Raw genomic sequence first — 15,896 nt, forward strand, 5'->3', positions numbered from 1 at the left:
ATAAAACATTGAATGTTGAGCATATGATTGGTGGCTCTCGCGCATAACGGGAAAATGTTGAGCTTAAATCTGGTGTATCGAGCATATCAGTTTCATTTTGAGCATTACTCCAAAAAAACCGAGCATAAAACATTGAATGTTGAGCATAGACCCACGCAATTCCGAGCATAAAGGATAATAAGAGAGCATAGGCAAAGAAATTTGAGCTAAGAGGTTAAATATTGTGCAAACAAACCTGTCTCTAAATATAAAGTGAAAAATCTAAAAATCTGAGCTCCTGCCAATTAGAAAGTTTTAAAAAAGCCCCCTAATAGGGAGCTTATCTTACAAATTCACCATTCTCTATTCTTTTATCCATTTGTTCTTTCGTGTAAATGACACGCATGGGATTTCCACCTACGAAACTTCCAGGGGGAACATCTTTGTGAACCAAAGTTGCAGCAGAAACAATCGCACGATCACCTATCGTTACTCCAGGTAAAATGGTGGAGTTCGCACCAATCATCACTTCGTCTCCTATAATCACTTCTCCCAGGCGATATTCATTAATTAAATACTCATGGGCCAAAAGAGTCGTATTAAATCCAATGACCGTGTTACGACCTACCGTTATTTTTTCAGGAAACATAATATCTGGCATTACCATTAAGGCAAATGCTGTCTGTTCTCCGACCTTCATCCGCAAAAAAGTACGATATATCCAGTTTTTCATGGAAAGAAATGGAGTATAACGTCCTATCTGAATAAAAATGAAATTTTTCACCACTTTCCAAAAGGATACGGTCTTATAGATTTGCCAAAGTGAATTCGATCCCTGAACTCGATAACGTTTCGTATTACGCATACCATCACACCCCAAGTATCTTGTACAAGTCTTCCATCTCTTCAAGCATATAATCTGGATTGTATTTTCCCAAAAAATCTTTTCCCTTGATAGTCCAAGCTACCCCTGCTGTTTTGGTTCCAGCATTTTTACCTGCTTCAATATCATGATAATTGTCACCAACCATGATGGTTTCCTCAGGTATAGAGTCTAGAGCATCTAGCGCTTTATAAATTGGTTCTGGATCTGGCTTAGCTTTTTTGACGTCATCAAGAGTAATGACAGTATCAAAAAGCCCTTCCAGTCCGGTGATAATTAAACCCATTTCCACTGTACGTCTCATCTTTGTTGTAACAATGCCAAGTTTATATCCTTTTTCCTTCAATGATTTCATCGTATCTACAACCCCTGGGAATGGAATGACAAGCTGGTCATGATGTTCAAGATTATGGGCTCGATAAGTTTCAATCATTTCCTCCACTCGATTAGGATCTACCTGAATAAAGGTATCCTTTAATGGGGGCCCCATGAATGCGAGAATATCCTCTCTCTCATACTTTCCTGGAGCATATTGGTCCAAAGTATGTGCAAAAGAGGAAATAATTAATTCATTTGTATCAATTAATGTTCCATCTAAATCAAAGAGAAGTGTACGAATGCTCATGTGACGTTTCCGTTCCTTTCTGTTTTTCAAGTTGCCTCCAAATCGCAGCTACGGTCATTGTTAACAATACAGCAGTCACTACGCGAATACCTAAAAGGGGCAAGACCGGTATTCCTAATGGAACAAAGATCAAGGTGTCTTCAATCACTGCGTGACAAGAAACTAAGAAGATTAGAGCTAAATACATATCTTTTTTAGATACACCTTCATCCTTTACTGCCTGAATCATAACACCAGCTCCATAAGCTAAGCCTATCGTTAGCCCTGCCACCAATGTACTGCTAGTATTAGGTTTCATACCGAGGACTTTAGTAGCTGGGGTCATCCAGCGAGTAAAGACAGCCATCCAACCTTTTTCACGTAAATATTGCATAACAATCATTAATGGAATAACAATTAAAGCTAATTGCAAAACCCCAAAAAAGGCAGTAGTTAAGCCTTCCCACCCAATCTGAAGCCAACCATTAGGTTCCACAACACTTTCAGGCTTCATTCCATATTGAGCCATTTCGCTGCCACCTTGCCAGAATAGGTTAATAAGTATTCCAGAAATGAGAGCAAGCATGAGTCGAACCCCTACGACTACCCAAAACCGGACCCCAACCTTAGCAGCTAATGTAGATTCAATAATCAAGTTGTGACAAAATGAAAGCATAACAGCTAAAATAAAAACTTCTTTAACAGTAAAGTCGATCGTGATGATCGCTCCAATGGCCGCATACAAGTTTAAAAAGTTACCTAACACCAATGGAATTGCCGCTTCTCCTGAGAGTCCAATCAACCCCATTGCTGGTGCAATAAAATCAATGATCCATTTTAATAGAGGGGTATATTCTAAGATAGAGACAATTAGAGTCACAGGAAATATAACTTTACCTAACGTCCATGTTACTTTAAGCCCTTCCCGTAACCCTCTTTGCAAAATTCCCTTCATGTTATCCCCACCTTCAAGACTGACTATTTGTCCTTGTACCTTTTTTTAGCCCAACCGTTATTTCTTCTATAGAAAATGAGTACAATAGCAAGAATGATTAGAACAACAGAAATGACTTGAGCTGTTCTTAGGTTACCAATGATGTATAGACTATCCGTCCTCATTCCTTCAATAAAGAAACGTCCAAAGGAATACCAGATCACATACGTTAGGAACATTTCTCCACGGAATAAATTTTTACGACGTAACCATAACAAAAGACCGAATCCAAGAAAGTTCCAGATGGATTCATAGAGGAACGTTGGATACCAATACTGTCCATTAATATACATTTGATCCATTATAAAATCAGGTAAAATTTGAAGGTGATAGTCAAGATATGGCTGCTGAATCACTCCTCCATGAGCTTCCTGGTTCATGAAATTTCCCCAACGACCAATCGCCTGACCAAGTATTATGCTCGGTGCTGCAATATCAGCAATTTTCCAGAAGGAAACATCCTTCTTTTTTGCGAAAAAATAGGCTGTAATGACCGAACCAATGAGAGCACCATGAATGGCAATGCCACCTTCCCAAATAGCAATCATGTCAATAAAAGAGCCATTCTTGTAACGTTCCCATTCAAAGGCTACGTAGTAAATTCTGGCACTAATGATAGCTATTGGAATTGCAAATACTAATAAATCAACAAATAAATCCTTATTTAGACCGAGACGCACCGCTTCTCTAGTTGCAATCCACAGTCCAAGAAAGGCACCAGAAGCAATAATAACCCCATACCAATAGATCGGAAATGGGCCCAAGTTAATAAACACACGATCGAGTGGTTCAATAGTATTTAAGAGTAGTTCCGTATACATGTTTAATCCTCCTATCCCTAATCCAAATCTGAATTTCCTTTTTCTATCATCTGAGTAAGACGTTCTGAAAACTCTTCTGCTGCATTAATCCCCATTCGTTTCAATCTAAAGTTCATGGCAGCAACCTCTATAATAACAGCAAGGTTACGACCTGGTCTAACAGGAATAGTCGCTCTTGGTATATCCACATCCATAATTCTTATGGTTTCTTCCTCAAGACCTAGGCGGTCGTATTGTTTTTTTTGATCCCAAAGCTCTAGATGAATGGAATACGTGATCCGTTTGTGAGACCGTACTGCACCTGCACCGAATAGAGTCATCACGTTTATAATTCCGAGTCCACGGATTTCCAGTAGATGTTCAATCAGGGGAGGTGAATTTCCAATTAATGTATCATAGTCTTCCTGACGAATTTCCACGCTGTCATCAGCGACTAAACGATGTCCTCGTTTCACGAGTTCAAGAGCTGTTTCACTTTTACCAACCCCACTTTGTCCTGTGATTAAAACACCTACACCATAGATGTCCACAAGCACACCATGAATAGCTGTGAACGGGGCGAATTTTGATTCCAGAAAATTAGTTAAACGACTAATTACTCGAGTAGTTTTATGGGGAGACCGCATGAGAGGCACTCCTGCATCCTTTGCTGCCGCATAAATAGCATTAGGAATGTCCAAATTTCTTGTGACTACAATGCCCGGAGTAATATCTGTACAAAGTCGTACGGCACGATCTTTTTGTTCTTCATCTGTTAGCTCTGAGAAAAACGAAATCTCTGTTTTCCCTAAAAGTTGCAAACGATTGGCAGGATAATATTTAAAGTAACCTGCTATTTCCATTCCAGGCCTCGAGATGTCGCTTGTCACGATTTCCCGATGAATTCCATCCTCACCGGTTACTAGCTCAAGAGAAAATCGATCTAATAAATCTTTTGTTTGAACTTTGGCCATCATGGTTCCTCCTTAAATTCACTGATTCCTATTTTAGCATTAAATCCTAACAGATAGAAATAGTTTTGGACTCTTATGTTATTTTCACCACAGGTAGGAGGAGGTGAAACATATTTGTTGCAGCTTTTGGATGAGAAATGGGCTTCATGCAGACGATGAAGCATATTTCTCCCACTTCTGGTGTAGAAATGGTCTTCATACCAGCTATGGCTCTTGATAGAGAAATGGTCTTCACTGGTAGAATGGTCATCAAGTTATTTAAATCAAAAAGAAAAGCTAGGCCCCAACCTGAGCTTAGCTTTTTCTTAAATCTTTAAATAGGGCATTAAGCAATAAATTTAGTATGGATATGATGATGGCCGCTATGATGGCTGTGCCAAATCCATCAACGACGAAAGAAGTCCCTAATAGCATCTCGGTTATCGTTAAAGTAATAGCATTAATGATGAATAGGAACAAACCTAGTGATAAAACGGTAATTGGAAGTGTTAAAATCACTAAAATCGGTTTAACAATGACATTTAAAATTGACAATATCAAGCTGGCTAATAGAGCAGTTCCGAATCCATCAATATGAATAGCATCAAAAAGCTGCCCTACCGCAATTAATGCAACACTATTAATTATTAAACTTAAGATCCACCTTCTCAATCCTTACACCTCACTATCTTTGGGAATGATAAACATAGCAACTAAATAAACAATCGCCAAAGGGAAAAAGGCAGTGAATACTAAAAGTACGATGTAAATTAGTCTTAGTATGGTAACGTCCATTCCAATATACTCCGCCAATCCCCCAATTACACCACCAATCATTCGATTCGATCTAGAACGATACATCTTTTTAGACATAACTCTTACCTCCTTACGAATTGGATTGAATTTGAATAGATCCTGTCTTGGATTCTGCATCAATATGAAGGGTACTTTCCTGTTCCTTTTGTGCTTCCACATGAAGATATTTTCCAAGCACATCCTTGCGCTCTTCAATCACATGGTAATCGTCTAAATTACAGGACGTGTTTCCAAGGGCTGTTTTTAACTCCGCGTGAATTTGAACATGTCTAGGGAGCGTTAAATTTATATTCCCTGATGTGTTACGGAAAAATCCAGCACGTGGAAGGCCATCCTTCCATTGACAGTCAATGCTACCATTCACTGTCTGAACATCAACCTTACTAAAAGCTCCTACTAATTGTATTTTCCCATTGATACTTTCCACATCACACTCGTTCAGAGAAACATCCTCAAGCAGAATGTTCCCATTAGATGTTTCAACCTCAAGTTCTTCTGCTTTTAACTGTTCCACACGAATTTTTCCATTAGCTGTTTTCAAGGTCACTTTTCCAATATCCATAGATTTTGTTTGAATCGTTCCGTTGAATAAACGAGCAACTAATTTTTCATAGGAGTGCTTTGGAAAATACAGTTTCACATCGGACTTTACTTTTTTAGAATCACTTGAGAAATGAAAAAGCCCTTCCCTGACAGAAGCATCCACATGGTCTAAGAAAAACTCTTTGGCATGCTCCTTACTCTTTGCATGATAAACCTTAGCTTTACATTCAACTCGAACGTCAGGGTCATCCCATAACTCAATTTGCAAATCCCCATTTGATAGATCAATAATAACATCCTCGAAATTCTCGCCTCTTAATTGAAAAATATGAGAAACCTCTTCATATGCTCCAAAGTTCAAATCTAAATCAACTTTTTTGATTTTTTCTATAGTTTCATCAATGAATTCAAAAATTTTCTGTCTTAAGCTTGTGTTACTTTCTCCTTGCTCGAGCCTTTCTTGCTCATTTTCCCAATCGACATTAGTTGAAATTTCAAACGTTTTCTCCTTTGGCTTTTCCAACTTTTCTAATAAAGCGAGCCCTTCCTCAGCAGACAAAACCCCATCTTCCACGAGCTTTAAAATACGTTTTTTCTCCTCACTCATTTTTACTCCTCCTCATTGCACCTATCTATCATACGAATCTGTTACTTCTGACGTTTCATATAATATTAGGTTACCCGATTTACAAAGGAATAAAAAACAACCCCAGAACCATTTTATCTAAGTCTAGGGTCGTAGATGAAAGGAAAAGCGGAATCACGCTTTCTTATTGACGTAAGGAGCTTGAGGCCGAAAGCTACAATGAGTTTCTCCACACGAAGTTAAATATTTGCTTCTTTGAGGAACCAGGTCCCGTAGACGACGCCTCCACACGATGTGGCGGTTTTAGTATACGTTTCTTGTCGGAAACAGGTTCACCAGGATGCGATTCCGTTCGATGTTACAACAAATGTTTTTGGCAGGCCGAGAAACCCCGCGATGTTGCGTTTTTAACCGAACCTCCTTATTCGATGGTGACTCACTGCACTAGATAAGGAAAACGGCTATAGTCGATAGGGTGATGTAGCTAGAAAAAAAGAACTAAAACTTCCAAACATAAAACTCCTCATACCTGAATCGTTCTAAGAGAGCTTGATTGGGCACGTCAGAATTTAATTCCTCGCGAAACTGACTAAGCATCCCTTCTGCCTGCGAACGATGCGCTTCAACGGCTTCCATTTTTTTACTGAAGTATGGTTGAACATCTTGGATGACATCTGGTTTACCCAATGTTTCCAACTTGTTTTTTGTAATTGCCTGAGCCCATACGGTTGGTCTTTTTTCAGTATCCATCATACGAACAGCCTCAATTGCAGCTGCTCCCATGGCATCATGATCTGGATGAACTGCGTGCTCTGGATAATGTGTAATTACAAGACTCGGTTGAATTTTTTCTAAATACCCTTTAATATGGGCTGCAATTTCTTCTCTTTTTTCAAATTCTACCGTTTTATCACGGTATCCCAGCATATGAACATCCATATCAAGTACTTTACATGCATCCATAAGCTCTTTTTTTCGAATCTTTGGCAGGGATTCGCGAGTAGCAAAAAAAGGACTTCCCATATTACGACCCATTTCACCTAATGTTCCACATAAGTATGTTACTGGTACCCCCTCTTGACGAAATTTTGTTATGGTACCTGCTGCCCCAAAGGACTCGTCATCTGGATGAGGGTATATGACTACGACATGCTTTTCCATCTCCCAATCTCCTCCCTAGTTGTCAAAAGGTGTACGGCTGATTTCAAAGGCTATCATTAATTTTCCTTCTTCATTGTGCCCAGCCATCAATAATCGGCCTTGGTCATCCAATTCAAAGTCTGTTAAACCTTCAGCATACACCCATCCATCTTCATGTTTCAAACCCACACGGAAAGAATCATCTATCTGATTCTCTACAATTTTCCCATGGGAATATTTTATTCTTGCATTACGAATATAAGCTCCTACATTATATGCCTTCTCATTGAAATGCTTGGCATAAGCCCCATTCGTCGTCTCTAAATGTATAAAAACTTCTTCATTAACAAATTGATCAATGAGATCCTGTACACGGCTTTTTTCGATTGCCTTCATACTCTTGACTCCTTTCAGTATCCACTTAAAACATTACCGAATTGAGTGAATAGAGTCAATGAAAGAGAACTGCTCGAGGGGGTGTTTACGATCTATGGAGAGGGGCGTGCGGCACTTAAACCTTTTTGTTGTCACATTGTAGAGGAGTGGGCGGCACTTAAGTCTTAATCTTTTCACATAAACAATGTCAACGTCACTTATCGGAATTTGGGTTCGAAAAATCGTCACTTAAATCGCTTATTTTGTCACTATGAATGTAGGCGAATGGCACTCAAACTCTACTTTTAGCACGCAAGTCTAGGTGGTGGCACTCAACCTCAGTAAACGTCACTATGCTCAGAAAAATCGTCACTTAAATCGACTCCGTTGGCACTTAAATTTTGATAACCATCACTTAACCATTTCAGTCATCACTTAAAGTTAGAAAAGAGCTCGCAAATGGGGGGATTTGCACATAAAGTGAAACTTCAATCAGTAGCCGTCCCCCACTGATGATAGAGTCCGTATAATTGTTTAAAAAGAAAAAGGTCAAACCTCAAACCACGAAATTAAGAAAAGCGCAAGCGCCCTCGATCATCGACGTAAGGCGGTGGACCTCATCGATATTAAGGATCGTCGGCTAAAGCCGTCACATCGTGTGACAACGCCGACGTGACCTACATCGTGTAGGCCCAAAGGAAACACGGTTCACGAGGGCTCGCATCCTGCGAGTCAGTTCGGTGTTGCGACAAATGTTTTCGGTGGGCCGAGTAATCGGATGTCGCGTTTTTAACCGAACCTCCTTCATCGATGTTGACTTATCGATGGAGAGGAGGGAACCGACTCTAGTCGATAGGGCGCTGGAGCTAGACAAATTTTATACTTTATCTTGTAAAAAAAACACCACCAGCCCATAGTAGGCCAGTGGTGTTCCCATTCTTCACCAAATCATATTATCTTAATAATTTCTCTTTCTTTTTAATGCGTTTATCCATTCTTTCTCGGTCACGTTCTAGGATTGGCTTCAAGTACCTACCTGTGTGAGAGATGTTATTCTCTGCAACTTCTTCTGGAGTACCGGTTGCGATAATTTCACCGCCTCGGTCTCCACCTTCAGGTCCAAGGTCAATCAAATAATCTGCACATTTAATGACATCCATATTATGCTCGATAATAATTACGGTGTCCCCATTTTCTACGAGACGCTGAAGGACTTTTAGTAATCTACTGATATCATCTACATGAAGTCCAGTGGTTGGTTCGTCTAAAATATAGAGAGAACGTCCAGTTGATCTTCTATGAAGCTCACTAGCTAACTTTACACGTTGAGCTTCTCCCCCTGATAGAGTCGTAGCAGGCTGTCCAAGGGTCACATATCCCAAACCAACGTCAGCAATCGTTTGCAGTTTACGTTTAATTTTTGGTATATTTTCGAAAAACTCAAGAGCGTCTTCAATAGTCATTTCTAGTACATCAGCAATGTTTTTACCCTTATACTTCACTTCCAAAGTTTCACGATTGTATCGGTGACCATGGCAAACTTCACACGGGACATACACATCTGGCAGGAAATGCATTTCAATTTTGATAATCCCATCTCCTCGACAAGCCTCACAACGCCCACCTTTTACATTAAAAGAGAAACGGCCTTTCTTATACCCGCGAATTTTCGCTTCATTGGTTTGAGCAAATACATCGCGAATATCATCAAATACACCGGTATATGTTGCTGGATTAGAACGCGGGGTCCTTCCAATGGGCGATTGGTCAATATCAATGACCTTGTCTAATTGCTCAAGGCCCTTCATTTCCTTGTGTTGCCCGGCCTTGATTTTTGCTCCATTAAGGATCCTTGCGGCCGATTTATATAAGATTTCGTTCACCAGACTACTTTTACCAGATCCAGATACACCAGTTACAACAGTGAACAAACCAAGTGGAATTTGAGCATTCGTATTCTTTAAATTGTTCTCTACAGCTCCAATGATTTCAACAAAACGGCCGTCTGGTCTTCTTCGTTCCACAGGAAGAGGAATAAACTTTTCCCCAGAAAGGTATTGTCCCGTTAAAGATTTTTTGTTCTTCATTACCTCTTCCGGAGTGCCCATGGCTATGATTTCCCCTCCATGAACACCTGCCCCTGGTCCTATATCAATGAGGTAGTCCGCAGCAAGCATTGTGTCTTCATCATGCTCTACCACCAAAAGTGTATTGTCGAGATCCCTCATTCGTTGGAGGGTAGAAAGCAAACGATCATTATCTCTTTGATGGAGACCTATAGAGGGTTCATCAAGTACATACAATACCCCCGTTAAAGCTGATCCAATTTGGGTAGCTAGCCGGATACGTTGTGCTTCCCCACCTGAAAGGGTCCCTGCCGCACGAGAAAGATTCAAATAATCTAATCCTACATTGGCTAGAAAATTTAAGCGCTCTTGGATTTCCTTTAAAATCATATGAGCAATCTTTTGTTCTTTTTCTGTAAGGTTAAGATTTTTAAAAAAGTCAGTCGCTTCTGTTACAGATAATTCCGTCACCTGGCCAGCATGCTTGCCATTAATAAGAACCGCCCTGGCTTCCTCCTTTAATCGATAACCTTTACATTTCGGACAATCCTTTTGAACCATATATTTTTCCATTTGTTCACGAATAAAATCAGAGTTTGTCTCCTTGTAACGGCGGGCTACGTTATGAATAACGCCCTCAAAATAAATATCGTTTTCTCTCAAAACACCAAACTCATTCTGGTAGCTAAAAAAGATTTTTTCTTTTCCGCTTCCGAACAAGATTTTTTCCATCTGATCCTTTTGGATGTTTTTAACTGGGGTGTCCATATCAATTCCATAATGTGTACATACAGCCTCTAATAAGGATGGATAATATTGAGAGCTTGTTGGTTCCCATGGAGCAATCGCATGATCTCTTAATGTCCGATCCCAGTCTGGAATGACAAGGTCAAGGTCAACTTCTAGTTGAGTACCTAACCCATCACATTTTTCACAAGCACCAAATGGGCTGTTGAAAGAAAATAAGCGCGGTTCCAAATCACTAATAGAAAAACCACACTCAGGGCAGGCAAAATGCTCACTGAAAACTAGCTCTTCTTGGTCAATGATATCAACGATAACTTTGCCATCCCCAAGATTGAGAGCAGATTCAAGTGAATCAGATAAACGACCTCTAATGCCTTCCTTAACAACAATACGGTCAATAACAACCTCGATCGAATGTTTTTTATTTTTATCTAAATTAATATCATCATTAATGTCACGAGTTTCCCCATTGACACGAAGGCGTACATAGCCTTCTTTTTTCAAGTCTTCTAATGCCTTAACATGGGTCCCTTTTCTCCCCGAAACAAAAGGAGCAAGAATCTGAAGTTTTGTCCTTTCAGGATAATCCATGATTCTGTCTACCATCTGTTGAACGGTTTGAGATGATATTTCAATTCCATGGATAGGACAAGTTGGTCTTCCTACTCGAGCAAATAAAAGCCTCAGGTAATCGTAAATCTCTGTTGCCGTTCCAACAGTCGAGCGCGGATTTCGGCTCGTTGTTTTTTGGTCAATAGAAATAGCAGGAGATAACCCTTCAATAGAATCAACATCTGGCTTATCCATTTGCCCCAAAAATTGACGAGCATAGGCACTTAATGATTCTACATAACGTCTTTGACCTTCTGCATAAATGGTATCAAAGGCAAGAGAGGACTTCCCTGACCCTGATAGTCCAGTCAATACAACTAGCTTTTGTTTCGGAATTTCAACATTTATATTTTTTAGGTTATGGGCACGTGCCCCTTGAACCTTGATTGACTTCATTACCATTCTATTTTCACCCCTCAGCCTTCATCTCTAAGATTAAGTCACGAAGCTCGGCTGCTTTCTCGAAATTCAATTCTCTTGCGGCCTTTTTCATTTCCTTTTCCATTTCCTCGATCACTTTTTCCTTTTCCTTTTTGGTCATCTTGGCAAGGGACTTGGATACCTTTGTCTCTTGCTCTTCTTCCATACCTTCCACAGAGGCTCGAATGACGTCACGAATTTCTTTTCTAATTGTCCTTGGAGTAATCCCATGCTCTTCGTTGAAGGCATTTTGCTTCTCACGGCGTCGATTCGTTTCTTCAATCGCAATATTCATCGATTTCGTAATTTTATCTGCATACATAATGACCTGTCCATTCTCATTACGTGCAGCCCGTCCAGTAGTCTGAATTAAAGAACGTTCAGAACGAAGAAAGCCTTCCTTATCTGCATCCAAAATGGCAACAAGGGAAACCTCTGGAATATCAATACCTTCTCTTAATAAGTTAATTCCAATAAGAACATCATACTTTCCTACTCGAAGATCCCGAATAACTTCAATCCGCTCCAAGGTTTTAATTTCAGAATGGAGGTAAGCCACTTTAATTCCAACATCTTTTAAATAGTCGGTAAGATCCTCAGACATTTTCTTCGTTAGTGTAGTCACGAGGACGCGCTCATTTCTTTCCGCGCGAATGTTGATTTCCCCAATGAGGTCATCAATTTGTCCCTCAATCGGACGAACTTCAATTTTGGGATCAAGCAATCCAGTTGGACGAATAATCTGTTCTGTCATCTTAGGCGTATGTTCGAGTTCATATGGGCCTGGTGTAGCAGAAACATAGACGATTTGATTCGTTTTTTGCTCAAACTCTTCAAACATTAACGGACGGTTATCAAGAGCTGAAGGCAAACGGAAGCCATGATCCACAAGCACTTGTTTTCTGGCCTTATCTCCATTAAACATTCCACGAATCTGAGGCAAGGTAACGTGAGATTCATCAATGACAATTAAAAAGTCATCTGGAAAATAATCCAGAAGCGTATAAGGCGTTGAGCCTGGTGGTCTCAAGGTTAAATGACGCGAGTAGTTCTCAATCCCTGAACAGAACCCCATTTCCCTCATCATTTCCAGGTCATAATTTGTTCGTTGTTCTAATCGTTGAGCTTCTAAAAGCTTATTTTCTGCACGAAGCTCCTTTAAACGTTCTTCTAACTCTTTTTCTATATTTTGAATGGCAATTTTCATTTTTTCTTCTCGAGTTACGAAGTGAGAAGCCGGAAAAATAGCCACATGTTCACGGTCTCCAATAATCTCACCTGTTAAAGCATCAACTTCGCGTATCCGATCAATTTCATCCCCGAAAAATTCCACACGAATACAGTGCTCTTCCCGTGAAGCTGGAATAATTTCTACGGAATCCCCACGAACTCGAAAGGATCCACGCTGAAAATCAATGTCATTTCGGTTATATTGAATGTCAACAAGCTCTCGTAAAAGCTGGTCTCTATCCTTTACCATCCCAACTCTGATGGATAGAACGAGTTCCTTATACTCTTCAGGAGAACCTAGACCATATATACAAGACACACTAGCTACTATAATCACATCATTTCTCTCGAAAAGAGCCGATGTCGCGGAGTGTCTTAATTTATCAATTTCATCATTTATACTGGCGTCTTTTTCAATAAAAGTATCTGTCTGAGGTACATAAGCTTCTGGTTGATAGTAGTCATAGTAGCTGACAAAATACTCTACGGCATTGTTTGGAAAGAAATCCTTGAATTCACTATATAACTGTCCAGCTAATGTTTTATTATGGGCAATAACTAAAGTTGGTTTGTTCACCTGCTGGATGACATTAGACATCGTAAACGTCTTCCCTGTTCCAGTTGCGCCAAGCAGGGTTTGATGCCTTTTTCCATCTTTAATTCCTTGAACAATTTCTTCTATCGCTTTCGGCTGGTCACCCTGCGGCTGATACTCCGAATGTATATCAAATGTTTGCTCCATATAAAACCCTCCTCTTTCAGAAGCCATTCAAGTATCCATTACTCTCCTTATTAGATACCACTATACCGAATCTAATAAAAATTCACCAATAGTTAGTTTACCATAGATTAATCCCATTGTACCACAAAAATCGAACAAACATTCGTTTCATGCTCGCGTATTTTTTTATACTATGAAAAGAAGCACCCCAATCAGAGATGCTTCTTCTAATATAACTTTCATTGCGATTATTACATGCTGTACTGCTCATACTCGTTCGTTTCAAATAAATCAATAAGCTCAACATCTGGATTTTTGTCCTTGAACCATCGTAACGAAAAGTCATTTTTGAAAAGAGCAATATAATTATCATCACGGTCTTTAACAAGCAGGCTTCGTTCATCAAATAAGGAATCCTTCACCTGTTCTGGCTTTAACCATCTTGGGATTCTATCTCCCATCGATTCAAACAGCACCTCGACATTGTACTCATTTTTCATACGATACTCGAACACATCGAACTGTAACTGCCCAACTGCTCCTAAAATATAGTCCTCTGTTTTGTTACGTTTGAAGAGCTGAATAGCTCCTTCTTGTACCAGTTGCTCAATTCCTTTTTTAAACTGTTTTGATTTCATGACGTTTTTAACAAATACTTTTTGGAATTGTTCTGGTGGGAATTGCGGGAGTTCATCAAATTCAAAATTCCCTTTTGTCCCTCCAATGAGCGTATCCCCAATTCGATATACATTGGGATCATAGATTCCGATAATGTCACCTGCATAGGCCTCATCGACCGTTTCACGAGCAGAAGCCACAAACTGCTGAGATTGAGATAGCTTAAACGTTTTACCTGTCCTACTTAATGTAACAGACATTCCTCGTTCAAACACCCCGGAACAAACTCTGACAAATGCCACTCGATCCCGATGTGCCGGATTCATATTAGCTTGGATTTTGAAAATGAACCCAGAAAATTCTTCATCTTCAGGTGATACAAGTCCTTCTGATGAACGACGAGCTGTTGGAGACGGTGCCATAGAAACGAATGTATCAAAAAATGTCTTAACCCCAAAAGGTGCAAGAGCACTACCGAAAAATACTGGAGTCAACTCCCCCTGCAGTACTTTTTCTAGGGAAAAGTCATTTCCTGCTTCCTCTAATAGCTCCAATTCATTCATTGTCTCTTGGTAAGTTGGATGTGAGGTTAGCGATTGGTGCTCCGGTTGATCTAACTCACTAAAAGGAATATATTCTTCCTCTTCCTTGGAATTGTATTTGATGAACTGTTGGCCATCTCGATCAAAAATCCCTAAGAATCTCTTTCCCATTCCCACAGGCCAGTTCATGGCATATGTTTCAATCTCTAATACATTTTCAATTTCTTCTAAAAGTTCGAGAGGCTCTCGTCCTTCTCGGTCCATTTTATTAATAAAAGTAAAAATAGGAATACCACGCATTCTACAAACCTTGAAAAGCTTAATCGTTTGCGCCTCTATCCCCTTTGTAGCATCAATAATCATCACAACACTATCAACAGCTGTTAGAGTACGATACGTATCCTCACTGAAATCTTCGTGTCCTGGTGTATCCAGTATATTAACTTGATAGTCTTTGTATGGAAAATTCATCACGCTAGACGTTACCGAAATTCCACGTTGCTTTTCGATTTCCATCCAGTCAGACGTAGCAAACTTTCCTGATTTCTTTCCTTTAACCGTCCCTGCAGAACGAATTAAATTTCCGAATAAAAGTAGCTTTTCGGTTAAAGTTGTCTTCCCAGCATCTGGGTGGGATATAATCGCAAAGGTTCGACGTTTTGAAACCTCTTGTTTAATTTGCTTGTTCATATTCAGACCCCTTTTGTATGAAATTTTTGTATTCATTTGGTCCTCACACAACTTACATGGGCCTGAGCCACCTTTCTTAAATTTAGCTGCAATTGTAACTTATATTGGTTGGAAAAATAAAGTGAATTATTAAATTTTTCATCCTTGTTGGTGAAGCTTGCTTCATCGTCGGCTGCCCGTTCATGCGAAGTAAATTCACAGCCTTTAAAATATACCATTGGAGCAAGTAAAACGTCAATTGGATGGAGAGTTTTAACTTTTGTGTGTGTTCATTTGGAATTTCGAGCGTCGGTTTTCGGTTGGCGCGCCTATTTTTGCGTGTTTCATTGGGGATTGCGCGTCTATTTCCGGTTGGCGTGCGTCTTTTTCTGACTTTTGCGCGTCTATTCGGATTTCGCGCGTCTATCTCTGGGCCGCGTGCGTCAACTTCCGGTTGGCGCGCGTCAACTTCCTACTTTTGCGCGTCTCCTCGGATTTCGCGCGTCTATTTCTGGGCCGCGTGCGTCTATTTCCGGTTGGCGTGCGTCAACTTCCGGTCATCGCGCGTCTCCCCGGATTTCGCGCGTCTATCTTTGGG

General features: G+C 40.0%; 14 protein-coding genes. 1 reads left to right on the forward strand and 13 read right to left on the reverse strand.

All coding sequences use genetic code 11. The annotated features are described in order from the left end of the window. Window positions 1-319: 319 nt before the first annotated feature. The 13 genes from RZN25_16310 to RZN25_16370 form a co-directional block, all read right to left on the reverse strand. Window positions 320-844: an acyltransferase gene (locus tag RZN25_16310; protein ID MEQ6378376.1), complete on the reverse strand. Its 525-nt coding sequence runs from the start codon at window positions 842-844 to the stop codon at window positions 320-322. 4 nt (window positions 845-848) lie between these two features. Further along, entirely contained in the window at window positions 849-1,487 is a 639-nt protein-coding gene (ppaX, locus tag RZN25_16315; GenBank protein ID MEQ6378377.1) for a pyrophosphatase PpaX, read from the reverse strand. Beyond that, a complete protein-coding gene (locus RZN25_16320; protein ID MEQ6378378.1) occupies window positions 1,462-2,421 on the reverse strand; it encodes a nucleoside recognition domain-containing protein in 960 nt (319 codons plus the stop codon). Before RZN25_16320 ends, ppaX begins: the two co-directional genes overlap by 26 nt. Window positions 2,422-2,444: 23 nt before the next feature. After that, a complete protein-coding gene (gene lgt, locus RZN25_16325; GenBank protein ID MEQ6378379.1) occupies window positions 2,445-3,281 on the reverse strand; it encodes a prolipoprotein diacylglyceryl transferase in 837 nt (278 codons plus the stop codon). Between the two features lie 17 nt (window positions 3,282-3,298). Then, a complete protein-coding gene (gene hprK, locus RZN25_16330; GenBank protein ID MEQ6378380.1) occupies window positions 3,299-4,234 on the reverse strand; it encodes an HPr(Ser) kinase/phosphatase in 936 nt (311 codons plus the stop codon). Between the two features lie 294 nt (window positions 4,235-4,528). Then, the gene (locus RZN25_16335) at window positions 4,529-4,885 is read right to left on the reverse strand and encodes a phage holin family protein (protein MEQ6378381.1); all 357 of its coding nucleotides are present in this window, start codon (window positions 4,883-4,885) and stop codon (window positions 4,529-4,531) included. A gap of 3 nt (window positions 4,886-4,888) precedes the next feature. Next, window positions 4,889-5,086 (reverse strand): PspC domain-containing protein, encoded by a 198-nt coding sequence (locus RZN25_16340; protein MEQ6378382.1) that lies wholly within the window; start codon window positions 5,084-5,086, stop codon window positions 4,889-4,891. A gap of 13 nt (window positions 5,087-5,099) precedes the next feature. Then, entirely contained in the window at window positions 5,100-6,179 is a 1,080-nt protein-coding gene (locus RZN25_16345) for a DUF4097 domain-containing protein (GenBank protein ID MEQ6378383.1), read from the reverse strand. A gap of 477 nt (window positions 6,180-6,656) precedes the next feature. Continuing rightward, a complete protein-coding gene (bshB2, locus tag RZN25_16350; GenBank protein MEQ6378384.1) occupies window positions 6,657-7,319 on the reverse strand; it encodes a bacillithiol biosynthesis deacetylase BshB2 in 663 nt (220 codons plus the stop codon). A 15-nt stretch (window positions 7,320-7,334) separates the two neighbouring features. Continuing rightward, window positions 7,335-7,694: a YojF family protein gene (locus tag RZN25_16355; protein MEQ6378385.1), complete on the reverse strand. Its 360-nt coding sequence runs from the start codon at window positions 7,692-7,694 to the stop codon at window positions 7,335-7,337. 932 nt (window positions 7,695-8,626) lie between these two features. Beyond that, window positions 8,627-11,500, reverse strand: a complete 2,874-nt coding sequence (uvrA, locus tag RZN25_16360; protein MEQ6378386.1) for an excinuclease ABC subunit UvrA — start codon at window positions 11,498-11,500, stop codon at window positions 8,627-8,629. A gap of 7 nt (window positions 11,501-11,507) precedes the next feature. Next, entirely contained in the window at window positions 11,508-13,490 is a 1,983-nt protein-coding gene (uvrB, locus tag RZN25_16365) for an excinuclease ABC subunit UvrB (protein ID MEQ6378387.1), read from the reverse strand. A 230-nt stretch (window positions 13,491-13,720) separates the two neighbouring features. Next, window positions 13,721-15,319 (reverse strand): peptide chain release factor 3, encoded by a 1,599-nt coding sequence (locus tag RZN25_16370; GenBank protein MEQ6378388.1) that lies wholly within the window; start codon window positions 15,317-15,319, stop codon window positions 13,721-13,723. A 259-nt stretch (window positions 15,320-15,578) separates the two neighbouring features. On the opposite strand from RZN25_16370, the gene RZN25_16375 reads away from it, so the two are divergent. Further along, a partial coding sequence (locus RZN25_16375; GenBank protein MEQ6378389.1) for a hypothetical protein occupies window positions 15,579-15,896 on the forward strand: 318 nt, incomplete at its 3' end.

The organism is Bacillaceae bacterium S4-13-56, from assembly GCA_040191315.1.
Taxonomy (GTDB): domain Bacteria; phylum Bacillota; class Bacilli; order Bacillales; family JAWJLM01; genus JAWJLM01.

Excerpts from the sequence above, each read along its gene's own strand:
- RZN25_16310 (MEQ6378376.1), bottom strand. The coding sequence starts at position 844 with ATGCGTAATACGAAACGTTATCGAGTTCAGGGATCGAATTCACTTTGG.
- ppaX (MEQ6378377.1), bottom strand. The coding sequence starts at position 1,487 with ATGAGCATTCGTACACTTCTCTTTGATTTAGATGGAACATTAATTGAT.
- RZN25_16320 (MEQ6378378.1), bottom strand. The coding sequence starts at position 2,421 with ATGAAGGGAATTTTGCAAAGAGGGTTACGGGAAGGGCTTAAAGTAACA.
- lgt (MEQ6378379.1), bottom strand. The coding sequence starts at position 3,281 with ATGTATACGGAACTACTCTTAAATACTATTGAACCACTCGATCGTGTG.
- hprK (MEQ6378380.1), bottom strand. The coding sequence starts at position 4,234 with ATGGCCAAAGTTCAAACAAAAGATTTATTAGATCGATTTTCTCTTGAG.
- RZN25_16340 (MEQ6378382.1), bottom strand. The coding sequence starts at position 5,086 with ATGTCTAAAAAGATGTATCGTTCTAGATCGAATCGAATGATTGGTGGT.
- RZN25_16345 (MEQ6378383.1), bottom strand. The coding sequence starts at position 6,179 with ATGAGTGAGGAGAAAAAACGTATTTTAAAGCTCGTGGAAGATGGGGTT.
- bshB2 (MEQ6378384.1), bottom strand. The coding sequence starts at position 7,319 with ATGGAAAAGCATGTCGTAGTCATATACCCTCATCCAGATGACGAGTCC.
- RZN25_16355 (MEQ6378385.1), bottom strand. The coding sequence starts at position 7,694 with ATGAAGGCAATCGAAAAAAGCCGTGTACAGGATCTCATTGATCAATTT.
- uvrA (MEQ6378386.1), bottom strand. The coding sequence starts at position 11,500 with ATGGTAATGAAGTCAATCAAGGTTCAAGGGGCACGTGCCCATAACCTA.
- uvrB (MEQ6378387.1), bottom strand. The coding sequence starts at position 13,490 with ATGGAGCAAACATTTGATATACATTCGGAGTATCAGCCGCAGGGTGAC.
- RZN25_16370 (MEQ6378388.1), bottom strand. The coding sequence starts at position 15,319 with ATGAACAAGCAAATTAAACAAGAGGTTTCAAAACGTCGAACCTTTGCG.